The 26,783-nt window shown below is 46.3% G+C and carries 26 protein-coding genes and 1 tRNA gene; 13 read left to right on the top strand and 14 right to left on the bottom strand.

What is annotated here, in order from left to right; genetic code table 11:
• Positions 1–241 precede the first annotated feature (241 nt).
• Positions 242–433, top strand: a complete 192-nt coding sequence (locus tag V6C93_RS04745; protein ID WP_333475501.1) for a hypothetical protein — start codon at positions 242–244, stop codon at positions 431–433.
• Between the two features lie 8 nt (positions 434–441).
• Here V6C93_RS04745 and purH read toward each other — a convergent pair whose 3' ends face one another.
• The 3 genes from purH to V6C93_RS04730 form a co-directional block, all read right to left on the bottom strand.
• Positions 442–2,001: a bifunctional phosphoribosylaminoimidazolecarboxamide formyltransferase/IMP cyclohydrolase gene (gene purH / locus V6C93_RS04740; protein WP_333475500.1), complete on the bottom strand. Its 1,560-nt coding sequence runs from the start codon at positions 1,999–2,001 to the stop codon at positions 442–444.
• A 406-nt stretch (positions 2,002–2,407) separates the two neighbouring features.
• Positions 2,408–2,536, bottom strand: a complete 129-nt coding sequence (gene psaJ / locus V6C93_RS04735) for a photosystem I reaction center subunit IX (RefSeq protein ID WP_333475499.1) — start codon at positions 2,534–2,536, stop codon at positions 2,408–2,410.
• 39 nt (positions 2,537–2,575) lie between these two features.
• The gene (locus tag V6C93_RS04730; protein ID WP_333475498.1) at positions 2,576–3,070 is read right to left on the bottom strand and encodes a Photosystem I reaction center subunit III; all 495 of its coding nucleotides are present in this window, start codon (positions 3,068–3,070) and stop codon (positions 2,576–2,578) included.
• A gap of 149 nt (positions 3,071–3,219) precedes the next feature.
• Between V6C93_RS04730 and tsaD the strand changes: the two genes are divergently transcribed.
• Positions 3,220–4,257, top strand: a complete 1,038-nt coding sequence (gene tsaD, locus V6C93_RS04725; protein WP_333475497.1) for a tRNA (adenosine(37)-N6)-threonylcarbamoyltransferase complex transferase subunit TsaD — start codon at positions 3,220–3,222, stop codon at positions 4,255–4,257.
• A 37-nt stretch (positions 4,258–4,294) separates the two neighbouring features.
• Here the strand turns inward: tsaD and V6C93_RS04720 are convergent, their stop codons facing one another.
• The 8 genes from V6C93_RS04720 to V6C93_RS04685 form a co-directional block, all read right to left on the bottom strand.
• On the bottom strand, positions 4,295–4,747 hold the full coding sequence (locus V6C93_RS04720) for a hypothetical protein (protein ID WP_333475496.1): 453 nt from the start codon (positions 4,745–4,747) through the stop codon (positions 4,295–4,297).
• Between the two features lie 12 nt (positions 4,748–4,759).
• Positions 4,760–5,068 (bottom strand): hypothetical protein, encoded by a 309-nt coding sequence (locus V6C93_RS04715; protein ID WP_333475495.1) that lies wholly within the window; start codon positions 5,066–5,068, stop codon positions 4,760–4,762.
• A gap of 372 nt (positions 5,069–5,440) precedes the next feature.
• On the bottom strand, positions 5,441–6,754 hold the full coding sequence (locus tag V6C93_RS04710; protein ID WP_333475494.1) for a DUF2330 domain-containing protein: 1,314 nt from the start codon (positions 6,752–6,754) through the stop codon (positions 5,441–5,443).
• A 69-nt stretch (positions 6,755–6,823) separates the two neighbouring features.
• A complete protein-coding gene (locus V6C93_RS04705; protein ID WP_333475493.1) occupies positions 6,824–8,137 on the bottom strand; it encodes a DUF2330 domain-containing protein in 1,314 nt (437 codons plus the stop codon).
• A 71-nt stretch (positions 8,138–8,208) separates the two neighbouring features.
• Entirely contained in the window at positions 8,209–9,513 is a 1,305-nt protein-coding gene (locus V6C93_RS04700; RefSeq protein WP_333475492.1) for a DUF2330 domain-containing protein, read from the bottom strand.
• Positions 9,514–9,636: 123 nt separating this feature from the next.
• A complete protein-coding gene (locus V6C93_RS04695; RefSeq protein ID WP_333475491.1) occupies positions 9,637–10,692 on the bottom strand; it encodes an RnfABCDGE type electron transport complex subunit D in 1,056 nt (351 codons plus the stop codon).
• Positions 10,693–11,388: 696 nt separating this feature from the next.
• A complete protein-coding gene (locus V6C93_RS04690; RefSeq protein ID WP_333475490.1) occupies positions 11,389–12,297 on the bottom strand; it encodes an alpha/beta hydrolase in 909 nt (302 codons plus the stop codon).
• Between the two features lie 124 nt (positions 12,298–12,421).
• Positions 12,422–13,147, bottom strand: coding sequence for a hypothetical protein (locus V6C93_RS04685; RefSeq protein WP_333475489.1), 726 nt, complete (start codon positions 13,145–13,147; stop codon positions 12,422–12,424).
• A 542-nt stretch (positions 13,148–13,689) separates the two neighbouring features.
• Here V6C93_RS04685 and V6C93_RS04680 point away from each other — a divergent pair.
• From V6C93_RS04680 to V6C93_RS04655, 6 genes are all read left to right on the top strand, one after another.
• A complete protein-coding gene (locus tag V6C93_RS04680; protein ID WP_333475488.1) occupies positions 13,690–14,211 on the top strand; it encodes a GNAT family N-acetyltransferase in 522 nt (173 codons plus the stop codon).
• Between the two features lie 63 nt (positions 14,212–14,274).
• Positions 14,275–14,348 (top strand) — tRNA-Pro (locus V6C93_RS04675).
• Between the two features lie 418 nt (positions 14,349–14,766).
• A complete protein-coding gene (locus V6C93_RS04670) occupies positions 14,767–15,555 on the top strand; it encodes a Tic22 family protein (protein ID WP_333475487.1) in 789 nt (262 codons plus the stop codon).
• A 34-nt stretch (positions 15,556–15,589) separates the two neighbouring features.
• The gene (gene prmC, locus V6C93_RS04665) at positions 15,590–16,528 is read left to right on the top strand and encodes a peptide chain release factor N(5)-glutamine methyltransferase (protein WP_349262616.1); all 939 of its coding nucleotides are present in this window, start codon (positions 15,590–15,592) and stop codon (positions 16,526–16,528) included.
• A gap of 258 nt (positions 16,529–16,786) precedes the next feature.
• Complete coding sequence (locus V6C93_RS04660; protein WP_333475485.1) at positions 16,787–17,389, top strand: L-threonylcarbamoyladenylate synthase; 603 nt, start codon at positions 16,787–16,789, stop codon at positions 17,387–17,389.
• A gap of 131 nt (positions 17,390–17,520) precedes the next feature.
• Positions 17,521–18,609, top strand: coding sequence for a HAMP domain-containing sensor histidine kinase (locus V6C93_RS04655; protein WP_333475484.1), 1,089 nt, complete (start codon positions 17,521–17,523; stop codon positions 18,607–18,609).
• On the opposite strand, the gene V6C93_RS04650 is transcribed toward V6C93_RS04655, so the two are convergent.
• The gene (locus V6C93_RS04650; protein ID WP_333475483.1) at positions 18,575–19,033 is read right to left on the bottom strand and encodes a GNAT family N-acetyltransferase; all 459 of its coding nucleotides are present in this window, start codon (positions 19,031–19,033) and stop codon (positions 18,575–18,577) included. The two genes, V6C93_RS04655 and V6C93_RS04650, sit on opposite strands and share 35 nt — an antisense overlap.
• A 313-nt stretch (positions 19,034–19,346) precedes the next feature.
• On the opposite strand from V6C93_RS04650, the gene V6C93_RS04645 reads away from it, so the two are divergent.
• Complete coding sequence (locus V6C93_RS04645; protein WP_333475482.1) at positions 19,347–19,799, top strand: hypothetical protein; 453 nt, start codon at positions 19,347–19,349, stop codon at positions 19,797–19,799.
• Positions 19,800–19,844: 45 nt separating this feature from the next.
• Here V6C93_RS04645 and V6C93_RS04640 read toward each other — a convergent pair whose 3' ends face one another.
• The gene (locus tag V6C93_RS04640; protein WP_333475481.1) at positions 19,845–20,267 is read right to left on the bottom strand and encodes a hypothetical protein; all 423 of its coding nucleotides are present in this window, start codon (positions 20,265–20,267) and stop codon (positions 19,845–19,847) included.
• 64 nt (positions 20,268–20,331) lie between these two features.
• Positions 20,332–21,201 carry an FAD-binding domain-containing protein gene (locus tag V6C93_RS04635; protein WP_333475480.1) on the bottom strand — a complete coding sequence of 290 codons (870 nt, stop codon included), beginning with the start codon at positions 21,199–21,201 and terminating at the stop codon, positions 20,332–20,334.
• Positions 21,202–21,526: 325 nt separating this feature from the next.
• On the opposite strand from V6C93_RS04635, the gene V6C93_RS04630 reads away from it, so the two are divergent.
• The 4 genes from V6C93_RS04630 to V6C93_RS04615 all read left to right on the top strand — a co-directional run bounded on the left by V6C93_RS04630 (position 21,527) and on the right by V6C93_RS04615 (position 26,726).
• The gene (locus V6C93_RS04630; protein WP_333475479.1) at positions 21,527–23,215 is read left to right on the top strand and encodes an ABC transporter substrate-binding protein; all 1,689 of its coding nucleotides are present in this window, start codon (positions 21,527–21,529) and stop codon (positions 23,213–23,215) included.
• 513 nt (positions 23,216–23,728) lie between these two features.
• Complete coding sequence (locus tag V6C93_RS04625; protein WP_333475478.1) at positions 23,729–24,751, top strand: glycosyltransferase family 2 protein; 1,023 nt, start codon at positions 23,729–23,731, stop codon at positions 24,749–24,751.
• Between the two features lie 95 nt (positions 24,752–24,846).
• Positions 24,847–25,857: an ABC transporter permease gene (locus V6C93_RS04620; RefSeq protein WP_333475477.1), complete on the top strand. Its 1,011-nt coding sequence runs from the start codon at positions 24,847–24,849 to the stop codon at positions 25,855–25,857.
• Positions 25,854–26,726, top strand: coding sequence for an ABC transporter permease (locus tag V6C93_RS04615; RefSeq protein WP_333475476.1), 873 nt, complete (start codon positions 25,854–25,856; stop codon positions 26,724–26,726). The genes V6C93_RS04620 and V6C93_RS04615 overlap by 4 nt, the downstream gene beginning before the upstream one ends.
• Positions 26,727–26,783: the final 57 nt, after the last annotated feature.

The following is a 26,783-nucleotide window of genomic DNA, read 5'->3' as shown; positions in this document are numbered from 1 at the left end:
AAAAAAGAATAAATATGCCTGAAAAAGAAAAATCTTGCCAGGGTTGAGGAAGAAAAAGTAGGGCAGCGATAAGCCCAACTATCAGTAAAAGAATGAAAATGATCGCAAACAAATTTCTCCAAGCCGCTTTTTTAGCGAGCATCAAATTTTCCTCCTCTCATGCCCCATTAAGCTTATTTATAAGGGGGGTCTTCCCAGCGATTAGATTAAGATAACCTAATCAGGAGGGGAATGTGGAGAAATGCCCAAAATCAATCACCGAGATTGCCCGATATCAAAAAATTGCGATCGCTCCTTTGGGGATGCCCTTGTGTGTAGGGGTTGTCGCCGCGTCGGCAATCGCACCCCTAAATCCCTGTCTGGCAGAGGGGCAACCACAGCCGGAGCTTTTAGTGAAGAGATTGCCCCTAGCATTAATGAATCGGTTCTCTAGCCAACAGCTCAATGCAAAAAGTGACGCACACCAGTGAGTACCATCACTAAACCCAGTGCATTCGCCGCTTGAATCGAATCTTTGTCTCGCAGACTACCGCCCGGTTGAACAACCGCCACAATGCCAGCCGCTGCCGCCGTTCGTACCGAATCATCAAAGGGGAAGAATCCATCACTAGCCAGAGTAGCACCTTGGGCTTTTTCCCCAGCTTGTTCCAGAGCAATTTTCACGGAACCTACACGATTCATTTGACCGGCACCAACCCCTAAGGTAGTGCGATCGCGTGTGACAACAATCGCATTGGATTTGACATGCTTACAAACTTTCCAAGCAAACAGTAATTCTGCCAATTGGTCAGGCGTGGGTTGCCGCTCGGTAACCACCTGCCAACTCTCTGGCGTTTCTACAACATCGTCAGACGCTTGCACCAAAAACCCACCCGCAACGACTTTCACAGTTTGCTGGGGCCCCCTGTTTAAATCGGGCAAGATCAAAACACGCACCTTGGCTTTAGCTGCCAAAATTTCTTGAGCTTCTTCCTCACAAGCGGGTGCCACAACACATTCTAAAAATGTCTTGGTTAGTTCTGTGGCAGTGGGCGCATCAATGGGTTGATTCAACGCCACAATTCCCCCAAACGCGGAAGTAGAATCCGCTTGAAAGGCTTTTTGATACGCTTCTACCAACGTTGAGCCTACCGCCACACCGCAGGGATTGGTATGTTTGAGAATTGCTGCTGCTGGGGTATCAGGGAATTCGGCAATAATCCGCCGTGCGGCTTCTAAATCCACCAAGTTGTTGTAACTGAGTTCTTTGCCTTGGAGAATACTTGCCCCTGAAAACCCGGTTGGCACAGCCCCAACTTGATACCAAGCGGCTGATTGATGAGGATTTTCTCCGTAACGCAGGGGTTGTAATTGCTGTCCTGACAGGAGAAATTGGGGAGGAGGTAGCGGTTGTCCGGGAATGGTGGCTTCTAGAGAGTCGTCACTGAGGTAGGTGGCGATCGCGCGATCATAAGCAGCCGTATGCCAAAATGCTCTCTGCGAGCAGACTCTCCTAAAATTTAACGGGGCTTCTCCCCCATTCTGTCGCAACTCCCGTAGGTAGTCGTTATAGTTCCCCGGATTGCACAACACGGTCAGATTTGCAAAGTTCTTCGCCGATGCCCGCAGCATAGCAGGGCCACCGATGTCAATCTGCTCGATCGCTTCAGATTCACTGACATTCGGGCGTGCGATCGTTTGTTCAAAGGGATACAAATTGACAACCACCAAATCGATAGGACGAATTTGGTGTGTCTCCATCTCTGCCCGATCCTGCGGCAAGTCCCGACGCCCCAGAATGCCGCCATGAATCCGAGGATGCAACGTCTTTACTCGGCCGCCTAAAATCTCAGGAAACCCTGTGTAATCCGAAACTTTGGTGACGGGCAACCCCGCCTCTTGCAGCGCCTTTGCCGTTCCGCCACTGCTGATTAAATCAAACTCAAATTCCTCAACCAGTTGACGGGCAAAGTCAATTAGCCCAGTTTTATCCGACACACTCAGCAGTGCCAAACGCCTCATGAATTTTCCTTTGATTTCCACGCTCACTAGCCATTATGCATTGTCCAGCATACTGGCGAAGTGCATTTTGTGCTGCATTTTTGCTTAGAACTTACGCCGCAGTACCATGTATAGCGTTCATTGTGCGTCATGTTACGCTAACACACCCTACACCTAGAAGCGTGATCGCAACTCTCCAACCCGTTGAAGGATTCAATTGATTCCAATTGAAACAGAGGATGCGACAGCTCGTAAATTGAAAGTATTGCCTCCAGAAGGCTTGTGCAATCCACAATCTAAAATCCAAAATCCAAAATCGTATGAGAAACCCTGCCCCCACGGCCAATTGGGACAGGGTTTTTGTGTGAGTTTACTGATAAACAAGTGCTTGGGCTAGCTTTGATTCAAAGAATAACCCGTTTAAGCGTTAGGACATGGGATGGAAAAGTAGGTCTGGGAAAAAGCGGTTAAATTCAATCAAAATTCCCGCTGTAACCGTTAACAAAAGCATGATTAACACGGGGGCACTTGAAAGGAATCTGGGTAAACCGTCCATAAACTTCCTCCTAAATAATGGTCGTCAAATCAATCTAAATTAGCGAGGTGAGACAGGAATCTCTTCGTCCTTAGCTGTCAACTTACCTGTGGTTAGTTCCCCAACGGCTGCCAGAGGCCAGGTGAAACCGGTTAGCATGAAGCTGATTGCCTTGGGCACATCGATGATGATTTCTTTTTCTTCGGGGTTTGCTTCCTTTTTAATTGATTGTAGATAGGCACGACCAACCCAACCAATCCAACCAGCGATATAGAGAAACAGAATGCTAGGAATTAGAAAGTCGCCAGCCCGATTTAAGCGACCATCTACGATCAGGTGGGGTAACCCCTCAGGGCCACAGTAAGCTTCAGAATAACGCTCAAACCGATTTTTCCCAGAACTGGGATCGTCGGTGGTATTCTTCGCAGATTTAGCCCGTTGCTGAAACGCCTTAGATTCCTTACAAGGAACCAGTCCAGATACCTCAGCAGAGGCTGGAGTGACAAAACTAAACCACAGAGAAATGGCAAAAATTAGAGCCAACAATCGTCGCATAAAATTGTTTCCTTTTGTTAAGTAACAAAAAGTTATGTGTACACTATGAAGATTAAACGATGCGTACACCCAAGCAATCTTACTCTGACAGGTTAACCTAGTAAAGTTTAACGAACTAAAAGTAGTTTTATTAATTAAGGTCATGGGCAATGGCTTGCGTGTTAGCAATAGAAACCAGTTGTGATGAAACCTCGGTAGCAGTTGTCAACGATCGCCACTGTTGCAGTAATGTCGTGGCTTCTCAAATTCCGATTCACCGTCAGTATGGGGGTGTGGTGCCGGAAGTAGCCTCACGCAGTCATGTGGAGACAATTAACCAGGCAATTGCCCAAGCCCTGGTTGAAGCCCAACTCGACTGGGGGGCGATTGACGGGATTGCGGCTACCTGTGCCCCAGGCTTAGTCGGTTCCCTGTTGGTGGGGTTAACGGCAGCTAAAACCCTGGCGATTGTCCACCACAAGCCCTTGGTGGGTGTTCATCACCTAGAAGGTCATATTTATGCGACTTATCTGAGTGAACCAAAATTAGAGCCACCTTTTTTATGCTTGCTGGTTTCTGGCGGTCACACGAGCTTAATATATATTAAAGATTGTGGTCATTACGAAACATTGGGAGAGACTCGCGATGATGCAGCGGGTGAAGCCTTTGATAAAGTAGCGCGGTTGTTGAAGCTTAGTTACCCCGGTGGCCCCGTCATTGATCGTTTGGCACAGGAGGGGAATCCCAAAGCCTTCCCTCTACCAGAGGGTAAGGTTTCCCGCCCGAACGGAAGTTATCATCCTTATGATTCCAGTTTTAGCGGCTTGAAGACCGCTGTGCTGCGGTTGGTGCAAAAACTGGGGCAGGATGGGTCTGAGTTACCTGTACCTGATATTGCTGCTAGTTTTCAGGATACCGTGGCAAGAGCGCTCACTAAACGTGCGATCACTTGTGCCCGTAACTATGGGTTAAATACCATTGCTGTTGGGGGTGGTGTGGCGGCTAATAGCGGTTTGAGAAAGCAGATGCAAGAAGCGGCAGCGAGTCACAACTTGCGGGTTCTCTTCCCTCCCCTGAAGTACTGCACTGATAATGCGGCGATGATTGGCTGTGCAGCGGCGGATCATCTGAACCGGGGACATACTTCTTCACTCACTCTTGGAGTTCAGTCGCGTTTGCCACTGACCAGGGTGATGGAACTTTACTAATTGGTTAGTGGGTGTTGGGAGGGTATATATTCACTTCTCAAACGTTGGAGGTTGCCAGGGATTCCTCAAGTGCTACAGGCTTGAGTTGAGGAGATAAAGCTTCTGCGTCCATGAGTTCTTTGACTTTGTCAAAAATTAAAACTTGTTCTTCTTTCTGATCCGTTAGTTTGTCGTAAAAATAAGTATCAGAAAGCCACTGTTCAAAGGCTATCTTTAACAACCCGTTAGGGTACAGCTTAAACCGCCAATAGTTAGACACTCGGCTGTCAATTACCTCAAATAAGGATGCAGGAGTCTGCATTGGGTAATACATATAATGATCATCGCAAATATAATACCAAACGCTTCCCTGCCATTCTTTGAGAGCGTAAACTGTATATTCTTTGCCAACTGTTATGGGAAACTCTGTTTCTTTTTTGTAGCCTCGCGCCGGATCGATGTAACTCTCAGGAAGAGATGCTCCAGTATTGGCGATACAGCGAATTCTCATAATCTACTTACCTCATTGGTTTTTAGATGCTGTTTTGGGGTACTGTCGTTTGAATTTAAATTCAACGTCTTGAAGAGTTTGAAGGTTGCGAAACCAATGCACTTGTACTGATGAGCCATTAATTATAAAGGCTTGGTTACTTGTCATTTTATACCAATCTTCAGGAAGCCCCCCGTAGTTTGCTACCAGTCGAGGAGCATCCCCAAGTGGCTCATCTATTCCACCTTGAATCGCTCTACCATTACCAACTTTGGCATCTTGTAGGAGAAGTTGTTCTTGTAAATTGGTTGGAATATCATCGGAAATTGCACCTGTGGTCACGACACCTTTAGTTTAGGAAAAGGTAGTAAATTTCAAGAATAGGATAATATGATCGCATCCTCACTTCATCTAAAACGCAATCGCATCTCTCCCCAGACAATGGCAAAGTGCGATCGCATTAATCCTCATTCTCCCCCTTCCCTTGCAGGGAAGGGGGCTGGGGGGTTAGGTTTTTAACCCCTAAAAACCAGAAGCATTGTTCCCAGCCTCTCTCCTGCTAGGAGAGAGGTTTGGAGAGAGGTCAGAGTGTACCGCATCCAACCTAGCACCGCTATATAGAACTTTTCAGTTGCATGTACCACACCTTATGGGCACGACATGTCGTGCCCATACCAAACGCTGTGTCAAACCCAGCAGTCAAGTGAAAATTCCTTAAGGCCAAAGATTGCGCCACCAAGAACTAGATTGACCTTGAGCCACATTAGTTTTCTTTCGGATATCCTTAATATCCCAGCCAGTGAGCTTCGCCAAAGTCTGGGCTTCCTGTTCCAGTCGCTCCTTCAAAAAGCGTTGATATTGCCGCCCCGCCTCACACTTCATTTCCCCGGTGAATGGATGACGCAAGATATATCGTCCCTGAAACTGTTGGCGATTAGACGTTTCTTGAAACATTAAATCTTCAGGAAACTTATCGCGGGTATAACGCACATGAAGGCGGGTGATAAATACATTATTCTGTGCATTTGGAGAAAGCCAAAAAACACCGGCTTTCTTCAGCTCTTCTTGATTCAAAGGTTCAGCTGAACAAGGGTCACAGCTCCCCATGTCCCAGGCATATTCCCTAAAAGCAACTTTTCTATCTTCACGAGTATAGGAACTTTGGAACATGGCCTTGTAGAAATCACCAAACTCGTTTTTTACGAAAACAGGTATCTCAGCATCTGAAGGCACATTCACCGTGCGATAGTTGGTAACTTCGGCTTGACCTTTTGGTGATAAGACATAAACAATCAGGTCTTGCGCCGTTGTCGCATTCATCATGCCTAACCGAATGGGCAACATGAATTTGGGTGATTCGTAGGCCATCTGGAGGGGTCGCAGAAATTGATAGCCCGCCTTTTCAAATTCTTGAAGATTAACTTTAGCAACAAAGAATTTCATATTCTGCCGAATGTAGGGGCGTAGCAGCTGATTTGCCCCTCGTGGCAGTTTATAGTCGTTGCGTTTGAGCCAGGTTTCTAGCCCATTAGATTCTTTAGCGCTGAGGATGAGAATGTCATATTCTCCTACAGTAAACTGGGCTTCTACCGTAACACCCAAAGCGCTATCACTTCCACTTGAACCACCCCTTGTTCCATTTCCTGACGCTCTTCCGGGTGCAGCCATCATGGGCGGTGGAGGAGGCGCACAAGGGTCGGAGTCAAAATATTCCACTAGCCGAGGCGCACTAAATTCATCCAGACGTTCTAGAATCTTTGGTTCGCCAACATGCACCTGTTCTTGTTGAAGAACCACAGGCATCGGAACAACGATCGCAAAATCTTTCACATCCCCCTGAAAATCATTCGCCATTGTGAGAATGGTGCGATTTTCATTCCGAGCAATGATTACTTGGGACGCCTGATTATAAAGCTTGCTGTCCGCTTTTGATACATAGAAGCCACAAAATGCCCAGGCATTTTGAGTTAAGCCAATCGTGAATATAAATGCTAGCAGTAAGGTTATTAAGTAGCGAAATAATCTCATTTTTTTCTCCTCAATATAGGTGGAATTTTGTTATTCTAATAAATGATTAATCGATTTCATGATAAGCTTTCAAGGCCAAACTTCTCGCCACCAAGGAGTAGGCTGAATTTGCACCACATTGATTTTCTTGCGGATATCCTGAACCTTCCACCCAGTCAACTTAGCTAGAGTCTGAGCCTCCTGCTCAAATCGTTCCTTCAAAGACCGCTGATAGTCTTTAGCCGCGTCACATGCCATCTCCCCGGTAAAGGGATGACGTAAGATATATCGTCCTTGAAATTGTTGCTGATTGGATGTTTCTTGGAACATCAAATCTTCAGGGAACTTATCGCGGGTATAGCGAATGTGGAGACGACTAATAAACACATTATTAGGCACGTTTGGAGTAAGCCAAAAAACCCCTGCTTTCTTGAGTTCTTCAGAGGATAGGGGGTCAGCCGCACAGGGATCGCACGAACCCATATCCCACGCATATTCCAGAAAGGCTACCTTTTTCCCTTCATCGGTGTAGGAATTTTGAAACATAGCTTTGTAGAAATCGCCAAACTCATTTTTGACAAAGACAGGAATTTCCGAATCTGAAGGAACCTTCACTGTGCGATAGTTGGTAATCTCCGCTTGTCCTTTTGGCGATAATACATAGACAATCAAGTCTTGCTCACTCGTCGCATTTATCATCCCCAGACGAATGGGTAGCATGAATCGGGGAGATTCATAAGCGATTTGCAGGGGCCGCAGAAATTGGTAACCTGCTTTTTCAAACTCCGCCAGATTGACTTTGGCAACAAAGAATTTCATATTTTGCCGGATGTAGGGTCGCAAAAGCTGATTGGCTCCCCTGGGAATCCGGTAACCGTTTTGCTTGAGCCAAGTTTCTAACCCGTTAGATTCTTTGGCGCTCAAGATGAGAATGTCATATTCCCCAACAGAGAAACGGGCTTCTACCGTGACACCTAAAGCACTGCTTCTATCTCTTGGCGCTTCTGCTAGTGGCACCGCTGCGTTGGAAAGCTGTCCACTAGGACGCTCAAATCTGGTAGGCGCACAAGGGTCTGGGTCAAAATATTCCACCAGTCGCGGTGCACTAAAGGCATCGAGGCGTTCGATAATTTTTGGGTCGCCAACGTTCACCTGCTCTTGCTGTATGACAACAGGAACCGGGACAACAATGGCAAAGTCTTTCACATCTCCCTGAAAGTCGTTCGCCATCGTGAGAATTGTGCGATTTCCATCCCGTGCCAGGATAACTTGAGAGGCTTGATTGTAAAGTTTGCTATCAGCTTTTGCTACGTAGAACCCACAAAATGCCCAAGCATTTTGAGTAAAGCTAATCATCACCACAAAAGTCAGCAGTAATGGTAGTAATATGCGAAATAACTTCATAGCTACGTCCTTAAGGTAGGTAAAATTCCGTCATTATCAATGATTGCCCCTCGATTCTTTATCAATGCTCCTCAAGGCCAAATAGTGCGCCACCAAGGTTGGTTTTGAGCCAGATTAATTTTCTTACGGATATCCTCAACCTTCCATGCTGTGAGCCTCGACAAAGTCTTTGTCTCTTGTTCAAATCTTGCCGACAAAGACTGTTGATAGGTTTTTCCCGCTTCACAATTCATCTCTCCTGTAAAGGGATGGCGTAAAATATATCGTCCCTGAAACTGTTGACGATTTGAGGTTTCTTGAAATGTCAAATCTTCGGGAAATTTTTGGCGGCTATAGCGGACGTGGAGACGGGTAATAAAGACATTATTCAAGCTATTCGGAGTCAGCCAAAACACTCCTGCTTTTTTAAGTTCTTCTCCATTTAAAGGCTCAGCAGAACAAGGGTCACAGCTATTCATATCCCAGGTATATTCCCGAAAGGCAACATTTTTACCTTCACGAATATAGGCAGTTTGAAACATTGCCTTATAGAAGTCATTAAATTCGTTCTTGACGAACAGGGGAATCTCAGCATCGGAAGGAACATTTACTGTTCTATAGTTGGTAATCTCTGCTTGTCCTTTTGGCGATAAGACATAAACAATCAAATCCTGATCCGTGCTTGCATTCATCATGCCCAAGCGAATGGGCAGCATGAATTTAGAGGATTCATAAGCCATCTGGAGGGGTCGCAGAAATTGAGAGCCAGTTTTATCAAATTCTTCGAGATTAACTTTGGCAACGAAGAACTTCATGTTCTGTCGAATGTATGGTCGCAGTAACTCAGAAGCCCCTCGTGGAATGCGGTAACCGTTTTGTCTGAGCCAGGTTTCTAAAGCGTCTGACTCCTTAGCACTGAGGATGAGGATGTCGTATTCCCCGACGGTAAACCGGGCTTCTACCTGAACACCCAAAGCACTCTGCCTTTCCCTTTCATCGTCCAAGCCCCTTGTTGCCCCTCCTTGCCTGTTTACAGCTTCCCCTCCTCTGTATGTCTCACAGGGATCTGGGTCAAAATATTCCACCAATCGAGGTGCACTAAAGGCATCGAGGCGTTCAATAATTTTAGGGTCGCCAACGTTCACCTGTTCTTGCTGTATGACAACGGGAACGGGCACAATGATCGCAAAATCTTTCACATCCCCCTGAAAGTCGTTCGCCATTGTGAGAATTGTGCGATTTCCATCCCGTGCCAGGATAACTTGAGAGGCTTGATTGTAAAGTTTGCTGTCTGCTTTGGCTACATAGAAGCCACAAAATGCCCAAGCTTTGGGGACAAAATTAACACTAAGAATAACAGCCAGCAAAATTGCTGTTAATATGCGAATTATTTTCATAGATAATTCCTCTAATTTTTGATAAAAATCTGCACTCTTATCTACATACAATCTTCAATAAAAGGCTCAATAAATAACATAAATTAAAGCTATAATAGATACCTTAATTAAGGCTAACTGCTTCTAGTTTTGTGGCTGAGAGACTAAACCCATTTCATTAGTTGAGGAGTTATCAGCCCAAGAAAATCTAGAAAATGACCAGAACCAATCCAAAAGGATTGTTAAGGGTGCAAGAGCAAACAAAGCCCAGAAAACGGCAGTCGAAATGAAGAATTGATTTCTTAAAGTAAATGTGAGAATAGCAATGCATACAGCCCAAATGACTCTACTAATTCTCGCATTCGGAATTGAGCGAGGATCGGTAACCATAAACAGGGCAAACAGTAACAATGAACCACTCATCAAGCGATGGCAAAAGACATCCCATGTCCAACCTAGCCAAAGATTCCGAATCGCTTCTAGCAGAGTATAGGCACCCAAAAAAGCTACCGTTGTGTCCCAGCGACCTACCCGTTTCAAAACTAAGCCACCAGTGCCTGCAAACAACAGCGCATACCAACCCTCTTCCCCCCACTGTCCGGGTGAAACCCAAGCATCATTCGTTAAGATTAGTGCCGCAATAATACCGAAGTTAGCAGGATTAAAAAAATGTTTACGCTCAACTTGAAACAGAAATTTACTTAAAATTGCTAAAGAGCCTGCAAAAATCATGGTGGTATAGTGGTCAGCCCGCAACAACAAACTTAAGCTCAAGGCTGTAATCATTGCACTCTTGAGTGAAGTCGCTTGAGCAAACCTGACTAAGCCCGACTGATCGTTTTCAGGATAAATTGGTTCTTGAGTCAGTGAAGGGACTGAGGATTGAATGCTATGTGTAAGTTGATGGCAATAGACCTCTAAGGACTGGGGACTGGGTTGCAGAGTACAACTTTTAATATTTAGGCTTTCAAGTGTTAACTTTTTTTGCCAATTCCTCTTCTCCTTCTCGCTCAATAGATTAAGAATCTTTTCTTTGGGATTTGGATAGAGAGATACGGCTAACCACTGAGTTAGAAGGCAGGTAAGCATCACGACTAGAATCAAGTCAGGACGGAGTGTCCAGTCTCTTGTCCCAATCCCTAAGATCAGGAAGAGTGAGAGAAATAGGATTTGATAGTTTCTAGGGTCTTGTTTTAGCATTACCTTCCTCAACGAGGATGAATTTCATCAGTGTTCTTAATCTAGTACAGCGTGGCGGAAATAAGTATCCAGTTGAAAAAGCTTAAAAAGCTTACTGTACAGGTTTTCTTCCCTTCTGCTCTCTGCCTCCTGTCTACTCCTACGGAGAACGCTACGCGAACTGCCTTCTTGCACTAGAGATAGCAGTGACAACGATTACCCAACTGTTGCCTAACTTAATAAAAAGCATCGGAAGTTCGCACAATCAAGGTCTATGAATTCTGCTCATTCCTTAGGTTCGGAAATGAACATATACTTTTGGCAAGGATTCATTTATCCTACATTGCATAGAACTTATCACCCTTTTGATGACTATTTATGCAAGATGTTTAATTCTTGCTAATATGACTGCCTTACAACCTCAAAACTCCCCTGTTACGCTTTTGGTAACCGAACCTACCCTGTCCTATCCAAGGGAAGAAGCTTATAGCATTTTGGCTTTGACATTAGACATGTTAAAGAGCATTCCTTTTCATTAAGTTCTGGGGCAGGCGGGACGCCTACCTCACAAGAAAAGATGACTCTTGTGGAATGGGCATCTTGCCCGTCCTATGCAAGCAAGAGGTCTACTCTATGCTCGATGCGATTGCCTTCTCTACGAGACGCTAATCGCTCATAACGAGAGATGAAAGTAGACTTTCAAGATAGGTCTCTTGTCTAATGACTCAGGAGAATCTTGCGGATTTGAGTCCCCAGAGCATCTGGCTGCTCTACCATTGTCATGTGTCCGCACTCAGGAATTTCAATTACATTCTCACTACAGCCTTGAAATGACGCGTGAAAGCTAGCGAGATGGTGTACATACTTCGGTTCCATCACCCTATCTTTGGCACCAGCAATGAAATAAACGGGCTGTGTTAGCTTTGACACCAGTTGAGGTAAGCGAATCACTTCGGCCTCGGTAGTGGAATCTAGTAATGCCCTAAGGGCAGCTTCAGGGTTAGCCGTCACGAAATCAATGAGTCGTTGGCGTCCCCATCGACGTGCGACTGGACGCGCCACCTGCGATCGCATCAAGAGCAAGTCAAGTAAGGGGAGGTAACGAAGCCAACGGGGACGCTGTTTCACCAGTTGCTGACCAACAGCCCGAAAGCGCTCAAATTCTTCTTTAATGTAAATGCCTCCCCCTGCATTCACACAGATTACACCCCTGACTCGCTCCGAGGCAATCGATGCGGCCCAGAGGGCAATACTGCCCCCTAGCGAATGACCAATCAGCCAAGCCTGATCTATACCCAGCTGTTGCAGCAGAATATTTAAATCCTGAGCATAGGCCGATAGGGTGTAGCTAGAAGAAGAGCGATCGCTCGCCTCAGTGGTCGGTAATTTCGAGTCCAAAGACTCAAAGCTTTTCTGCGTTTTATCCCTTGGGGGCTGGGAATCACCAAAACCCCTCAAGTCATAAATGAGGCACTGATAATCCGGTGCCAACAGGTCAATTAAAGGCTGCCAGTAATTACGGCTTAAAAGCCAACCGTGGATGAAAACAAGGACAGGAGAAGGTGATGCAATGGGAGGCGTAAGTTCGTAAGCGTGAATCGCTCCCCGAATGTCAATGAATGCCATATCCTCATCCTAGCGAAGAATGGGAATTGGGACAGGGTTGAACGTTAACAAGTTAGCCGACTAGCCAATTGAAGATGATTTAGCCAACCTTCAACCTTCAACCTTCAACCTTCAATCCCCATCCCTAAAACCGACGACCGAGTAACCGCTGCCGCACGCTTTCAGCAATTTTTTGACCTAAGTATTCAGGAATCAAGTTTTCGTTAGGTCCCAATAAGTACAGGATTAACCGGGTTCGTCCGCGCCACACCAGTAAGTTCGCATTGACCACTAGCAAATCTTCCTGCCAGATGGCGTACATGACTTTGTAAAATAAACCGGGCTGGTTGTCTGCCTCAATCAAGAGTGCCGGGAGATGAAAAACCGGATCGACGTAGAATTCTGTTTCCACTTGTTCCAAACCAGCATCGAGATTAAACTCCACTGCCAGCATTTCTTCTACTTCAAACCGCCCTGCTAAAGCCTCTCGAATGGCTCGACAGACATTTTCTGATGTTGTGTTGGTCAGCGCTTGGCTACCACGAGATACCACCAACTTGATAAAGACCAACATCGGCGGACTGATTTGACCATAGAGACTGAGACTATGAATCGTCAGTCCATAAGCAGCTAGAACGCCAAAAATGTCACTCAGGAGAAACGATTGGTTACGGTAAGCAAAATGCAAGGCACTTTTGGAGCCTTCAGGTTGGATCTCAATGACCGCACGCCTAGTTTTGTACAGCCGATAGGCGAGCCTCAGGTTTTGCAGTTGGATCTCACTACTGACAAACTGCTCATAGAACTGAGGAAACGCCCGGTTAAAGCGCTTGAGGAGTTCTAGTGTAGATGTTTTCAAACCCGCAGCCATAAGTAGGGGTAGGGGTAGGACACGTACCGAGGAATGAGGTTAACCTAAGCCATCGCTGTGATCAAAAGCTTTTAGCCAGACACAGCCACAGACACTTCTAAGGAAATAACCTGCTGTATCTGGTTAATTTCTCACAAATTCTGCGAAGGTACCCTCAGTCTACCTAAAGAAGGACAAGCCTGAGTCTTTTCCCGATTCTAGGATTGGGAGATACAGCGGGGCTGTTAGTTGTGTTATTATCTATCTCACGAAGTTTGGCGTCGATTCAGTCCGATAAGACTTATCGCCAGACCCTAAGTTTATGCCATGCGGAAGGTTTTGATGAACAAGGGGTATAGGTAAATCTAGCAGGCATCTACGGATGTTTCGGGGTGGATTCCCGCCAAAGTTCCAACCTATAGAGGTTTTACCTCTCCAGTTTGGGATAAACTTTTAGTGTTAAGTCTGGTCTCTATCCAAAGCAGAACATCTCATCCGCTAGGAAAAGGAAGTCTGCTATCGCCTTGGGGACAGAAGTAGGAAAATGCCACAGCCATACCTTCATGGGTTTTTGGAAAAGCTTTTTTAGCAGTTCTGATGCTTCCGCTCCGCAGACACAGTTTGAAGGGGAAGCAATGGAAGGGACGAGCGATCGCACCGATAACACATCCCGAATCTTTTTTAGCACAGATAGGGAGATAGACCTTTATGAATTGGAAGAACTCTGCGATGCCGTTGGCTGGTCTCGGCGACCCATGCGCAAAGTTAGAAAAGCAATTCAGCATAGCTTCCTGGTGACTTCCATGTGGCAACAGCGAGGGAATACTAAACGTCTAATTGGCTTCGCTAGGGCGACATCTGACCATGCTTTTAATGCCACAATCTGGGATGTAGTCGTTCACCCAGACTTTCAAAGCAAGGGTCTAGGGAAGGCACTGATGAAGTACATGATCAAAAAACTGCGGAATGAAGATATCAGCAACATCACCCTGTTTGCCGACCCCCATGTGGTGAATTTTTATCGAAGAATGGGGTTTATGTCTGACCCAGAAGGCATCAAAGGCATGTTTTGGTATCCAGATTAAGTGCTAAAATTTTTGACTGGTGCTTATAATAAGTCAAAAGCAAGTTATACTAGCAAAAGGTATCGGGATGTAGCGCAGCTTGGTAGCGCGCCTGCTTTGGGAGCAGGATGTCGCAGGTTCAAATCCTGTCATCCCGATTAATAAGGCTCAAGTCCCGAAACTCCAAAAATCAAAGGGTTTCGGTATTTGTTTTTCTTGGATAATACCTATAAGCTAGAACATTTTAGTGCTGAAGCCAGCGGGCATCTCGATGATAACCTGGGAGGTTGTAGCTGGGGTTGGGTATTGATACAGGCCAAGGTTAAGGAATAAGGTGTGGAACCATTTAAGATTGAACGGAGTCAGGAAACTCGCCAATGCATAAGGGTAATGATGCGAGTTACTGAGCATTTCTGGGATAAATGGTGAAAGTTAAACGACAGCATCGATAAAGTCAAAAAAGCTTTGATGCAAATTTACTCTTACTACTCTAAACTCACAATAAGTCATCCCAAGGCAAGAGTACTATCCTAATAGTGGTTAAGTATTTTGAGGAAAAAATCTGAGGTAATTGCAATGAAATCATTGGTTCGCTGGAGCGCAACACTAGGTCTCGTAGGAACGGCACTACTCGCTTCCTTTGGCACAGAAAATCTAAAGGCAGTGGCATTACCAGAGCAGCAGATAATGGAAAAGCTGCAACCTGTGCCTGTGTTTACTGTTACCGATCCCCAAGGCGCACCACTCGTTGCCACGATTCCCAATGGACAAAATAAACCTCAAGCCGTAGCAGGGGTTTTTATTAGTCAGAAGGATGCTCAGGCTTTCGTTCAGCGGTTACAAAAAGAAAAACCCGATGTAGCCAAAAACGTGCAAGTGGTTCCAGTGTCTTTGGCGCAAATATATAAGCTGAAACAAGAGAATCAAAATAAGCCAGATGGTTTGAACTTTGCGTTCATACCTGCACAGCAACAAGTGCAAGCTGCACAGGCCATTACAGGCCCAAGTGGTCAACAAGGGCAGTCATTTCAGGGTACGCCCTTGTTTGTAGCGAGAGGGGGTGCACAAAACGGATACCTAACGATTCAAGAAAATGGGAAGTCGGTTATTCCCTTCTTCTTTGACAAAGAGCAATTGCAGGGGATGGTAGACCGCTTCAAACAGCAGAAACCTGACATGGCCTCCACGGTGAAAGTAGAAGCCGTCCCTCTTGAGGGTGTCATCTACACCTTACAGACCAAGAACGATCAGGATCTTAATAACATCGTAATTGTGCCATCCCAGGAAGCGATCTCCTTTTTACGCACCCTACCAGCCGCTCCTTCTGGGCAAAATGCGCCCCAAGGAGGCCAACCACGGCGATAAGGTACAAGCAACCTTTGCAGCAAGGAGGCAAGGCTTGGGAAGGAATAACACTGACGAGGAAGGGTCAGTGGTCTCAGGGCTGGTGCTCTGGCAATGGCGTCAGAATGCCCGTAAGTCAGCGCTAGAGTTGGGTGTCCCAACGGCTGAAGTAGACTGGCTTCTTACCGAAGTGGCGGGACTTGACTCCCTGACGCTGCGATTGGAGTCTTTCAAGGAGCGATCGCAAATCAAATTGCCCTATCCTTTGTCGGTACTATCCCAACTGTGGCATCGCCGTCTTCATGAGCGCTTTCCGATTCAGTACCTGGCTGGAGTGACTTCCTGGCGTCATTTTCGGGTGAACGTTTCTCCAGCCGTTCTGATTCCCCGCCCAGAAACCGAGTACCTGATTGATTTGGCAGTGCAAGCGGTCAAAAACAGCCCAACCCCCAATTTGCCATCAGGGCACTGGGCAGATTTAGGAACCGGTAGTGGCGCAATTGCCATTGGACTAGCAGAGGTTTTCCCGGCTGCCTCAATTCACGCAGTGGACTATAGCGCTGATGCCCTAGCCATTGCACAGCAGAATGCTCAACAGCTAGGCTTTACCCAGCGAATTCAGTTTTATCACGGGTCTTGGTGGGAACCTTTATACGCGCTTCAAGGCCAATTCAGCGGTTTGGTGGCAAATCCTCCCTATATCCCCAGTAAGTTGGTACAACAACTACAACCGGAAGTCCGTAATCATGAACCCCATCTTGCCCTAGATGGTGGCAGTGATGGTTTTGACTGCATCCGGCACCTGATCGAAACCTCTCCCAACTATCTGCGTCCAGGTGGAGTCTGGCTGATTGAAATGATGGCGGGACAAGCCGACACAGTCACTCAGTTGTTACAGCAGCAAGGCAGTTACTGCCATATTCAGATAGTTCCCGATTTAGCCGGTATTGACCGCTTTGCTCTGGCTTATCGGAGTGAGGGGGTTGAAGGTTGAAGGTTGGAATGTTGGTTGAAGGTTGGAATGTTGAAGGTTGGAATGTTGTAATGCAGTTACAGGTTCCAGGTTTAAGGTTATAGCTGTCGCCATAAAAAGCTTAGGACAGATTGAACGGCTAAAACGACCACGTACCAGTAAAAAACCTTCTGCCTTCTGCCTCCTGCCTTCTGCCTTTTGCTATATCTTCTAGACAATCCACTTTTAATCCTTAAAAACCTTTAACTTTTCAACCTTCAACTTTCAACCCTTACACGAATGACTCAAGTTTCAATGTCTGCCTTGATAGCTGGCGCACGTACAGGCCAGCTAGTCAGCTTTCCTACAGATACGGTACCAGCCCTAGCTGTGCGACCTGACTGCTCAGAGTTAATATTTGCGGCCAAGCAGAGGAGTCAAGAGAAACCCTTGATTTTGATGGGGGCATTTCCGGCCTCTGTTTGGCCCTTTGTGAAAGGCACGGCTACCGAAATGGAGATTTGGCAGCAAGTTGCTCAAAAATACTGGCCTGGAGCACTGACATTAGTATTGCCTGCCTCTGCTCAGGTTCCGGCTGCCATGAACCCTACTGACCCCACAACCATCGGGATACGAGTACCCAACTCTAGAATTGCGATCGCTATTTTGTCCCAAACTGGGCCTTTGGCAACCACCAGTGCTAATCGCTCAGGTGAGCCACCCTTGCAAACGATGGCAGAAATAGAGACTTATTTTCCTGGGGTTTTAACCCTTGAGAACACTGAATTGGAGGCCGATCAATTCATAAATACGGGGGTTCCTTCTACGGTTGCCAAGTGGACTAGTAGCGGCTGGAAGATTTTACGCCAAGGAGCCATTCAAGTAGAGGGCGCAAAGCGTTAATATTCCTAATCTATACCCAGCCTAAACCTTCTCTAGGAACTCTAAAAAACTCGCTATGCTTGAGAAGATTTGACTGTTCAGCAGGGCAGGACAAAGTTTATATTGAATTTTTGTTTAGAGGCATAGGCGTAATGGAGCTATTGTTTTTGCTATTGGGCGTTGGGTTGGGATTTGTGGGGAGCCGCATGGCTGGCTCTTCCAAGCAACCCGTGGTTGCAACCACATCTTTACCTCAAAGGACACACACGGACGCTCTCCAGCCTCCCAAAAAAGATATCGAGCCTGCTTTGGAGGAACAAAAGCCTCTCTCCGCTGAGATTGAGCCTCCTCAAGAGGAGTCAAAGCCTCTCTCCGCTGAGATTGAGCCTTCTCAAGATGAGTCAAAGCCTCTCTCTGCTGATATCGAACCTCTGAAGGAAGAACTGAAGCAAACCCAACTGGCTTACGAAATGGCGAAGGAAATGAGCCAGTTTAAAGGTGGATTTTTAGCACGAACGGCTCACGAATTGCGATCGCCTCTGAGCAGTTTAATCGGTATGCATCAACTGATTTTGTCGGATTTGTGTGATTCTCCAGAGGAGGCACGAGAATTCGTCGCGCAAGCCAACACCTCTGCCTTAAAGATGGTGAAAATTTTGGATGAGGTGATTACCGTGTCGAAGATTGAACACGGAACCAATCGCTTGGACATTCACCCCTTACCGCTAACGCAGGTTTTTGACGATCTTCTCAGTCTCACCCACATGCAAGCGGCTAATAGCAATCTCCAGTTTGAAATCGTTCCTCCTGACCCAGAAATCTATGTTTTAGCAGACCCTCGTCGTTTTCGGCAGGTACTCCTAGCGATCGTGGATACAGCCATTATGCAGCTGACAGAGCGCAAGGAAGGAAGTATTAAGATTTCCGGCTCTAGCTTCCCAGAGTCTCAGCAAGTTCTGATCTGGATTGATGTCCAAACTCCAACGAGTGCCTGGAGTGAAGTCGTTGATTTACTCTCTACGACTCCTGAGGCACAGGAGCAACCGGCTCAAACCTCTGAACTTTCACCGGGGCTTACCTTATTGATGGCTCAGACCTTGGTCAAAGTGATGCAAGGACAGCTGGAAGTTGTACCCGTTTCGGATGAAGAAAGCGGAGCGACCTCAGGCGAAAACTTCAGTCGGCTTCAATGTTCTATGCCTCTAGCTATTCCTGAGCCTGTAGAGCAGGCGTTGGCATAGAGCGGTGTATGGGCTGGTTATACAGCACCATCGTAGTTGTGGAGTTCGTCTCAAAGCCAATGCGCTCATAAAAACGCTGTTGATGGGTAGTCATCAGGTAGACTCGCTCTACCCGGTTCATCCGGGGATGGGAGAGGACTGTCTCGACTAATTTACGCCCTAAACCTAAGCCCCGATAGTCCGGATGAATCACAACATCCCAAATTGTGGCACGGTAAATACCATCTGAGGTTGCCCGTGAAAATCCAATTAACCGCTCACTATCCCAAATGCTGATAACCGGTTCGCTGTTGGCGATCGCTACTTGCAAATCCTCGATTTTTCGCTCTTTTGCCCAAAAAGCCCCCAGGCGAAATAGTGCCTGAAGTTGGTGATAGTCGATTTGAGACTTGCGATCGCAAAATTGAATATGGCGGCAATCCATTCCAAACTTCCTTCTGATTTCTACAAGATCTACCTAGTTAGGGATGCCAGATTTTGTTGTGCCCGGTCATAAAGAGTTGCCTAACTTGCGAAATTCAGATCAGACACAATGGCTTATTGTAACGATTTCCAACAGCGGTGGAGCATAGAAACCATTTTTTGTTATGAGTTCCTAACATATCAGGGAAGTATTGTCACTGAAGCGCAGTACACCTGTGCTTCAGTAAGAACTGCTTAGCCTCTCCTTTTTGGTAGAAGTAGACCTAAATCATCAGTTGATACTGTGAAGATGAGTTCTACTGAATATATAGGCTATGACTTCAAACCCCAATACACCTCCTCGCCTCAAGGAAATTTTTCGAGTTATTCTTTCGGTGTCCATCATCGTGGTGGGAATTACACACTTTGTCAAACCGATAGAATATGCCTCAATTGTCCCGCCTCAATTTGGCGATCGCTTTGCGATGGTTTACATCAGCGGCTTCTTTGAGATTTTGGGGGGCATTGGTTTACTCATTCCGTTAGTTAGTGTTGCGGCAGCTTGGGGACTTATTGCACTGTTCATTGCTGTATTTCCAGCTAACATCTACCAGGCGATTCATAGCATTCCCATTGAGGGTATTCCTCATCATCCTTTGCTGTATTGGTTCAGGTTACCCTTTCAGGCTGTTTTCATTGCTTGGGCCTGGTGGTATACCAGAAGGCCAGAGGAGCAACCTGGAGCATCTCAGGTGACCTCTCAAGTAGAATCTTTGGTTAACCGTTAGCTCATAAATATTTAAATTTCCTCGCTTAGTTTTTGCTGTAAGCAGTTACTTAAAAACATGCTGTTGTGCTACACGCCAATAGCGAGAGAAGCGCTTGAGGTCAATATAGCCGTCGTAGTTCACAAACGCTTCAGGCAACCACACTTCTACCTCCAAAGATGAGGTATCTTCAATGGCGTTGCAAATCATCTCAAACCGAGGACTCGGACTTGCCGTTGTCACCACCCCGTCCGCGCCGTGTTCCTGAGCAAAAGCAACCACTTCCGCTGCTACATCACCCCGCCGAATCGTCACAGGTAACTCCAACAAACACTCATAAATAAAGACAATTCGCTTTAAACTAATCTTCCATTCCTCCAACAGAGCATCATCCCACACCCAAATTGCCGGAGCATCCGGATATTCTTGCAGCGCTGGATTCTTGGGACTCAAACAGTCCCCATGTATCCAAACAATTGGCTTTTTCATCGTCTCCTTCTTCCCTCCTCTCTGTGTTCTGTGTGCCTGAAGTGGTTCGTCCAACTTCCCTCACCTACCTGCGTCGCTTTTTCGGGCGCTCAAAACTCCGACTCCCATCCCTCTTATCGATTGACTCCGCCTGGGGAAACAGCCGTTGTTCCAACTGCTCATAACTTCCCTCAAAGTCACACTTGCCATAGAGTGGACAAACTTGACAATAAGCACAATTTGTATACTTTTCCAGATTCTCCCGATTGAAGAAATAAGGCTTATGGCTGAATGTACTCGCCACCCACTGCCAGGAGAGATTATTACTCGCTGGGTCACCATCCAGGAGATGTTCTAGAAACCACCTCGCACCCACTTGCCAACGGACATGCCGCCAATGCACGAGGTAAGCCGCTAACCACATCCGTGTGTGGTTGTGCAGGTAACCTGTCTCTCGTAATTCGTGGCTGAAGCTGTCGATACAAACCATTCCAGTGGTTCCCTGTTCCACGTCAGCCGGTAACTGGGTTGCATATACCTCGGCAGCGTAGCCTGTTTTGTATTCCTCCTGGTCTTTCCAAATGCCATCCCCTTTCTCGGCATAGAGCCGTTGCCAGTAGTCCCGCCAACCGAGTTCCTGAATTAATTTTTCGGCGTCATTTGGGTTTTGTACATTCTTAAGAGCAAAGTCCCTAACTTCTGCCAGACTCAAAACTCCATAACGGATATAGGGGGAGAGCCGCGTGACTTTCCCATTCAGGAAATTGCGGGATTTGGCATACTGCGAGGGGTCTACTTCCTTTAGTGCTACCTCTGCGGCTTTACGCCCCCCTACCGTCTCGCTAACGTGAACGTCGCGATTTGACGCAGTTGGGAACTGTTCGCGGACGTAAGCAATCAGCTCATCGCGGCTGGCAAAGTCCCGTTGCATATCATGATTGTTGGTTTCGCTCATCTCGCTTATCAAGCAGCCGCTGTTTACTTCTGATTTAAGTTTAAGTTTTGTATACTCTGGTTGTACTTCAATTCAATGGCTTTTTGTCGGTTAACGGTTGTCTGTGAGGAGTAGTCCAGCACGGCGGAAATAACTATCCACTTTAAAAAGGCTAAAAGGCTTACTTTAGAAACATTATTCCTTCTGCCTCTTGCCTTCTTAGACTATGGACTGAGAAGCAGGAGCAACGTGAACTGCCGAAAGTATTGCTGATTGGTGAGATGTCTTGCCTCCAGCCCTGGCAAAATAGGTGAGGATTGAAGACCAATCATCAGGAGTAAGTTTAATGAGGCTTGGTCAGTGGGCATCCGTAAGACAAACCTGGGGCATACAGCCAGTGATTTTGGCGATTGTGGCTTTCGCCTTGGCAATTCTGCTTTCCAACTGCGATCGCTCTTCTACAAACCCAACTAGCAGCCCTGCGTCGCCAGCTAATAGCCCAGTTGCGCTGTCAGCGGGTTCACTCGTTTATGGTGCAGGAGGAGAACCCGTTAATCTGGAACCGGGCAATATTGAAGACGGCAACTCTCTAACAGTTCAAAATCAAATCTACAATCGTTTAATTCAATTCAAGCCCGGTACCACCGATTTGGAACCGGCTTTAGCCACCGAGTGGAAGTCTGCGGAGGGCGGCAAAGTCTGGACGTTCAAGTTGCGATCGGGGGTAAAGTTTCACGATGGTACGGACTTCGACGCTGAAGCCGTAAGATTCAATGTGGATCGCTGGTGGAACCCGAAAAGCGAGTATGGCTACCGCAATGCCGGGAAGACTTACGCTATATGGCAAAATCTGTTCGGTGGCTTTAAGGGCAGCCCAGAATCGCTACTCCAAGATGTTGTGGTCGAGGGGAAGGATACGATTAAGTTTGTGCTCAAACAGCCCTTCACCATCTTCCCAACCGCGATCGCATCGGGCTACTTTGGTATTGCTAGCCCAACAGCGATTAAAAAAGCCCAAGCTAGTTATGGCACTCCCGCCGCCTTTGCTGTAGGAACTGGCCCGTTTATGTTTAGAGAATGGCGTACTGGCGATCGCATCGTCCTCGCCAAGAACCCAAATTATTGGAAGCAAGGCTTGCCCAAATCCGAGCAGTTGATCATTCGCTTCATTACCGATCCCGCCGCTCGTTTAGTGCAACTGCGAGCCGGAGTCATCGACTTAACGGTAGACCTTACTCCGGATCAGCTGGCAGAAGTGCAAAGAGACCCAAATATAGAGGCTGTCTTTCGTCCTTCCTTTAACGTCGGCTACCTGGCGCTCAATCCTAGTTACGAGCCCCTCAAGAAACCCGAAGTTCGTCAAGCGATCGCTCAAGCCCTGAACAAACAAGAAATCGTCAAAGCGTTTTGGGGAGATTTAGGTGAAAATACGCCTCACTTTACCCCTCCCTTGTTCAAAGAGTATGAATCCCAGAAAGCCACTGGCTATCCTTACAATCCCCAACAAGCCCAGCAAACTCTCGCCAAAGCAGGTTATCCCAATGGCTTTGAGCTTCAACTCTGGTATATGCCCGTCAGTCGCCCCTACTTCCCTACACCCAAGCCGATTGCTGAAGCCTTTGCTGCTGAATTAAGTGCGATCGGGATTAAAGTCAACCTGCAAACCAAAGACTGGGCGGCCTATCTTAGCGATCGCAACAAATCACCCGGTTTCCAAGCCTTTATGCTGGGTTGGAGCGGGGACTATGGCGACCCAGATAGCTTTTACTATCCTCACTTCGGCCCCGGTGCCACGGCTGATTTGGGTAACTGGAAAAATGAGCAACTGTTCAAACTCTTAGATCAGGCTCGCGCCACTCAAGACAAGGCAGCGCGAATCAAAATCTATCAGCAGATTGATGAAATTCTCGAAAAGGAAGCGGTTCGTCTGCCTATTGTCCATACTAAGCCCTTGTTAGCTAAGCGTAAGACGGTAAAGGGTTGGACACCCAGCCCTCTAGGGACTGAACCACTAGGGGAAGTTAACAAGTCCTGATTATGATGTCCAGGAATAGAACCCTAATATCTCCGGAGTTTGTAGCGAGGTATAAAGTCCTGCTGTGAAGGGTGTTCTTTGTGCCGGGAGCCTCCCAATCTTGGTAATTGCTATTACCTGATTTTTAAAGATATAACTCACACCAAACAATGCATTATAACTCAAAGTTTACTTCACTAATTCTATCAAGATTTTATGAAGTAAAGCTGTATACAAACCCACTCTTAATACATAAGGTTTATTTATATTTTTAGGGCATCAAAGGAATCATTCATTCATTAATCTTTTAAGTTGCATTAACCTTACTAATGGAGTGTAAAGTTTCAACTGAATTTATTGCCAAAAAGCTCTCTAGTTCATAGGTTAAATTGTTTAATCATTAATAATTATTTACAAATATCAGTCTTCTATATTTTGTAATCGTATAAAAATACGGACAAGATTCAGCAAAAGCTAACTCTTAGGTTTAAAGCAACGGTATTTTTACAAGCATTAGGGTTGCCGAAATGAACAATGAAAAAAGTTGCGTTAATGATTCCAGGTCACGGAGTTGTTAGGAACATCGGTGCGGCGGTACACACGGCGATGGTAGAGCCAGAGCATCAGCCTGTAAGTACAGACTCCGGCTACCATTACACATTTACAGTTTTTACTCCTACCCACAACCGGGCACACACCTTATCTCGTGTTTACGAAAGTCTCCAAAGACAGACTTATCGTGATTTTGAGTGGCTGATTGTTGATAATGGTTCAATCGACAATACTCCTGGTTTAGTGGAGCAGTGGCAAAAAGAAGCTCAGTTTCCCATCCGCTATATTTACCAAAACAATAAAGGTAAACATATGGCTTATAATTTAGCCGCCAAAGAAGCTAAAGGCCAATTTTTTATTTGCTTAGATTCAGATGATTCTTGTGTGGCTGAAGCCTTGGCTTCTTTCAAATATTATTGGGATAGCATTTCCAAAGGTGAACAGGATAATTTTTTTGGTGTAGAGTGTCCGTGCCAAGACCAAAATGGCAACTTGATTGGCAGTTATTATCCTTCTACTCCTACGGATACTAATTTTTGTGAAATGCGTTATCGCCTTAAAATAAGGGGAGAAAAATGGGGGTTTCAACGGACAGATATACTTCGACAATTTCCATTTCCAGAGGTCATTGGGCAGAATTTATATGTTGCAGAAATGATTGTCTGGTCCAGGGTCGCCAAAAAATACAAAATCAGATGTGTGAACGAATGCTTACGAATTTACTATGTCGATAGTGGAGCAGACCAGCTAACTAAATCGAATTGGGTTCGCAAAAATCCGTTTGGTTTCATTTTGATGTCTAAGAGTATTCTAGATACCGATATAGATTATTTTCAGTTCTCTCCCTCGTTTTTCATTCGCAATGCTATTAACTATAGCCGCTACTGTTTTTATTTGAAGATTGGCATCCTCAAACAATTTACCAATCTCAACTCGTTCCTAGGTAGACTGTTGTGGTTTATGACATTCCCCCTAGGATATATGCTGTGGTTTACTGGAGTTTAGGCTAACGCAACGCATTCTGACTCCAAGCGTATTTATAATGTGTCTGTCAAGGCAGTGCTTTTACTTTTTCTTAATAAATACGCTCTCCAATTGACATGGGTCGATATATCCTCAAACGCCTGCTTAACTTAATCCCCGTCCTCTTGGGGATTACGCTGTTAGTTTTCATCCTCCTCCACTTAATTCCAGGTGACCCAGCGCAGATATTAGCAGGGGAACGAGCCACGCCTGAAACAGTGGAGGCAATCCGAGAGCAGTTAGGTTTAAACAAACCATTGCCACTACAGTACTTTCTGTTTTTGGGTAATCTGCTACGCTTCAACCTTGGCAATAGCCTGATGAGTGGCGCTTCGATTATTCAAGAGATAGCGACTCGCTGGCCTGCTACCTTTGAACTATCGGTTGCTGCCATGTTGATTGCACTCATTCTGGGAATTCCGGCAGGAGTGGTAGCAGCCGTGCGCAAAAATAGTGCCGTGGATAACCTCACGATGAGCGGTTCTTTGCTTGGTGTTTCTATGCCCGTATTTTGGTTAGGATTGCTCCTGATTTACCTCTTTGCCGTCAATCTACAATGGCTTCCCCCTGGTTTACGTATTAGTCAGGAGGCGGCGTTAGCCTTCAAGCCGATGACTGGCTTTTATGTTTTAGATGCGTTACTCCAGTTGAACTGGAATGCGCTGAAAGATGTCCTTGCTCACTTGATTTTGCCAGCGTTAACTTTAAGTACAATCCCCCTAGCAATAATTGCCCGAATTACTCGCAGTGCCATGCTCGAAGTGCTATCACAAGATTACATCCGCACCGCAAGGGCAAAGGGAGTTTTAGAACGCTGGGTAATTTTTAGGCACGCTTTAAAAAATGCTCTCTTGCCCGTGGTAACGATTATTGGCTTGCAGTTCGGGACGCTTTTAAGTGGGGCAATACTGACGGAAACCATTTTTTCTTGGCCTGGAATTGGCTCCTGGATTTACGATGGTATTCTTAATCGTGATTATCCAGTAGTGCAGGGTGGGGTCATTTTTGTATCGATTAGCTTCGTCCTGATTAATCTCTTGGTTGATCTTTCCTATGCCTTTTTAGACCCCAGGATTCAGTATCGATGACAATCACGCTAAAGGCTTGGAGTGCAAATGCTCGAAATGCACTTGGGCGGTTTTTGCAATCCACGTCGGGAAAGATTGGTTTGTTCCTCGCGATCGCGATTATACTCCTGGCGTTACTCGCTCCAGTTTTGCACCCCTACGACCCCTCGACAGACCGAAACTACCTAACACGGCTGAAACCGCCCAGCGCTCAACATTGGTTTGGTACGGATGGTCTTGGGCGAGATGTGTTGATACTGGTATGGTATGGGCTACGCACCTCGCTATCTGTGGGTTTAGTCTCGGTGCTGCTGGGATTAACGATGGGTGTGTTGCTAGGATTAGTTGCTGGATACTTCCGAGGATGGCTAGAGACTGGAATTGGTTGGCTGACGGATATCCTCTTAGCCTTTCCTTCAATTTTATTAGCGATCGCAGTCGTTACCATCACTGGCCCTAGTTTACCCAGTGTGATGATTGCAGTAGGTGTCGTGCAAGTTCCAATTTTTATCCGGCTGACGCGCAGCATGGTGTTATCCCTGCGTGAGCAAGAGTTTGTCCAAGCCGTGATAGCGTTTGGGGCGACACCAGCACGCATCATTTTCCGCCATATCTTACCCGCTAGCCTTGCACCCATCGTGGTACAGGCAACTCTATCCATTGGAACAGCGACTTTGGAAGCAGCGGGTTTAGGGTTTTTGGGTTTAGGAGCGAAACCTCCTACTCCAGAGTTAGGCACCATGCTATCGGATTCCTTTAAAAATGGCTATTCGCTCTCTGCCCCTTGGACGATACTCTTTCCTGGTTTAATGATTACCCTGATTGTTCTAGCCTTTAACCTTTTGGGAGATGGGTTACGCGACGCTCTTGATCCACGAGAAAGTCATTAACCAATAGATGAAGTGATGGGTTGAAAAAGGTTTTTAATTTTACCGAGAGAAACCCTG

This window comes from Allocoleopsis sp. (assembly GCF_036703385.1).
In the GTDB taxonomy this organism is placed as follows: domain Bacteria; phylum Cyanobacteriota; class Cyanobacteriia; order Cyanobacteriales; family Coleofasciculaceae; genus Allocoleopsis.
The sequence above is the reverse complement of the archived record's forward strand: the minus strand, read 5'-3'. Positions and strand labels throughout refer to the sequence as shown.

Bases quoted from the DNA above. Each gene is read 5' to 3' on its own strand.
- V6C93_RS04710 (WP_333475494.1), bottom strand. From the start codon at position 6,754: ATGAGATTATTTCGCTACTTAATAACCTTACTGCTAGCATTTATATTC.
- V6C93_RS04690 (WP_333475490.1), bottom strand. From the start codon at position 12,297: ATGGCATTCATTGACATTCGGGGAGCGATTCACGCTTACGAACTTACG.
- V6C93_RS04625 (WP_333475478.1), top strand. From the start codon at position 23,729: ATGAAAAAAGTTGCGTTAATGATTCCAGGTCACGGAGTTGTTAGGAAC.
- V6C93_RS04705 (WP_333475493.1), bottom strand. From the start codon at position 8,137: ATGAAGTTATTTCGCATATTACTACCATTACTGCTGACTTTTGTGGTG.
- V6C93_RS04650 (WP_333475483.1), bottom strand. From the start codon at position 19,033: ATGGATTGCCGCCATATTCAATTTTGCGATCGCAAGTCTCAAATCGAC.
- V6C93_RS04670 (WP_333475487.1), top strand. From the start codon at position 14,767: ATGAAATCATTGGTTCGCTGGAGCGCAACACTAGGTCTCGTAGGAACG.
- psaJ (WP_333475499.1), bottom strand. From the start codon at position 2,536: ATGGACGGTTTACCCAGATTCCTTTCAAGTGCCCCCGTGTTAATCATG.
- V6C93_RS04660 (WP_333475485.1), top strand. From the start codon at position 16,787: ATGACTCAAGTTTCAATGTCTGCCTTGATAGCTGGCGCACGTACAGGC.
- V6C93_RS04680 (WP_333475488.1), top strand. From the start codon at position 13,690: ATGGGTTTTTGGAAAAGCTTTTTTAGCAGTTCTGATGCTTCCGCTCCG.
- V6C93_RS04615 (WP_333475476.1), top strand. From the start codon at position 25,854: ATGACAATCACGCTAAAGGCTTGGAGTGCAAATGCTCGAAATGCACTT.
- V6C93_RS04620 (WP_333475477.1), top strand. From the start codon at position 24,847: ATGGGTCGATATATCCTCAAACGCCTGCTTAACTTAATCCCCGTCCTC.
- V6C93_RS04635 (WP_333475480.1), bottom strand. From the start codon at position 21,201: ATGAGCGAAACCAACAATCATGATATGCAACGGGACTTTGCCAGCCGC.
- V6C93_RS04730 (WP_333475498.1), bottom strand. From the start codon at position 3,070: ATGCGACGATTGTTGGCTCTAATTTTTGCCATTTCTCTGTGGTTTAGT.
- V6C93_RS04685 (WP_333475489.1), bottom strand. From the start codon at position 13,147: ATGGCTGCGGGTTTGAAAACATCTACACTAGAACTCCTCAAGCGCTTT.
- V6C93_RS04745 (WP_333475501.1), top strand. From the start codon at position 242: ATGCCCAAAATCAATCACCGAGATTGCCCGATATCAAAAAATTGCGAT.
- V6C93_RS04655 (WP_333475484.1), top strand. From the start codon at position 17,521: ATGGAGCTATTGTTTTTGCTATTGGGCGTTGGGTTGGGATTTGTGGGG.
- V6C93_RS04695 (WP_333475491.1), bottom strand. From the start codon at position 10,692: ATGCTAAAACAAGACCCTAGAAACTATCAAATCCTATTTCTCTCACTC.
- V6C93_RS04645 (WP_333475482.1), top strand. From the start codon at position 19,347: ATGACTTCAAACCCCAATACACCTCCTCGCCTCAAGGAAATTTTTCGA.
- V6C93_RS04630 (WP_333475479.1), top strand. From the start codon at position 21,527: ATGAGGCTTGGTCAGTGGGCATCCGTAAGACAAACCTGGGGCATACAG.
- V6C93_RS04640 (WP_333475481.1), bottom strand. From the start codon at position 20,267: ATGAAAAAGCCAATTGTTTGGATACATGGGGACTGTTTGAGTCCCAAG.
- V6C93_RS04720 (WP_333475496.1), bottom strand. From the start codon at position 4,747: ATGAGAATTCGCTGTATCGCCAATACTGGAGCATCTCTTCCTGAGAGT.
- tsaD (WP_333475497.1), top strand. From the start codon at position 3,220: ATGGCTTGCGTGTTAGCAATAGAAACCAGTTGTGATGAAACCTCGGTA.
- purH (WP_333475500.1), bottom strand. From the start codon at position 2,001: ATGAGGCGTTTGGCACTGCTGAGTGTGTCGGATAAAACTGGGCTAATT.
- V6C93_RS04700 (WP_333475492.1), bottom strand. From the start codon at position 9,513: ATGAAAATAATTCGCATATTAACAGCAATTTTGCTGGCTGTTATTCTT.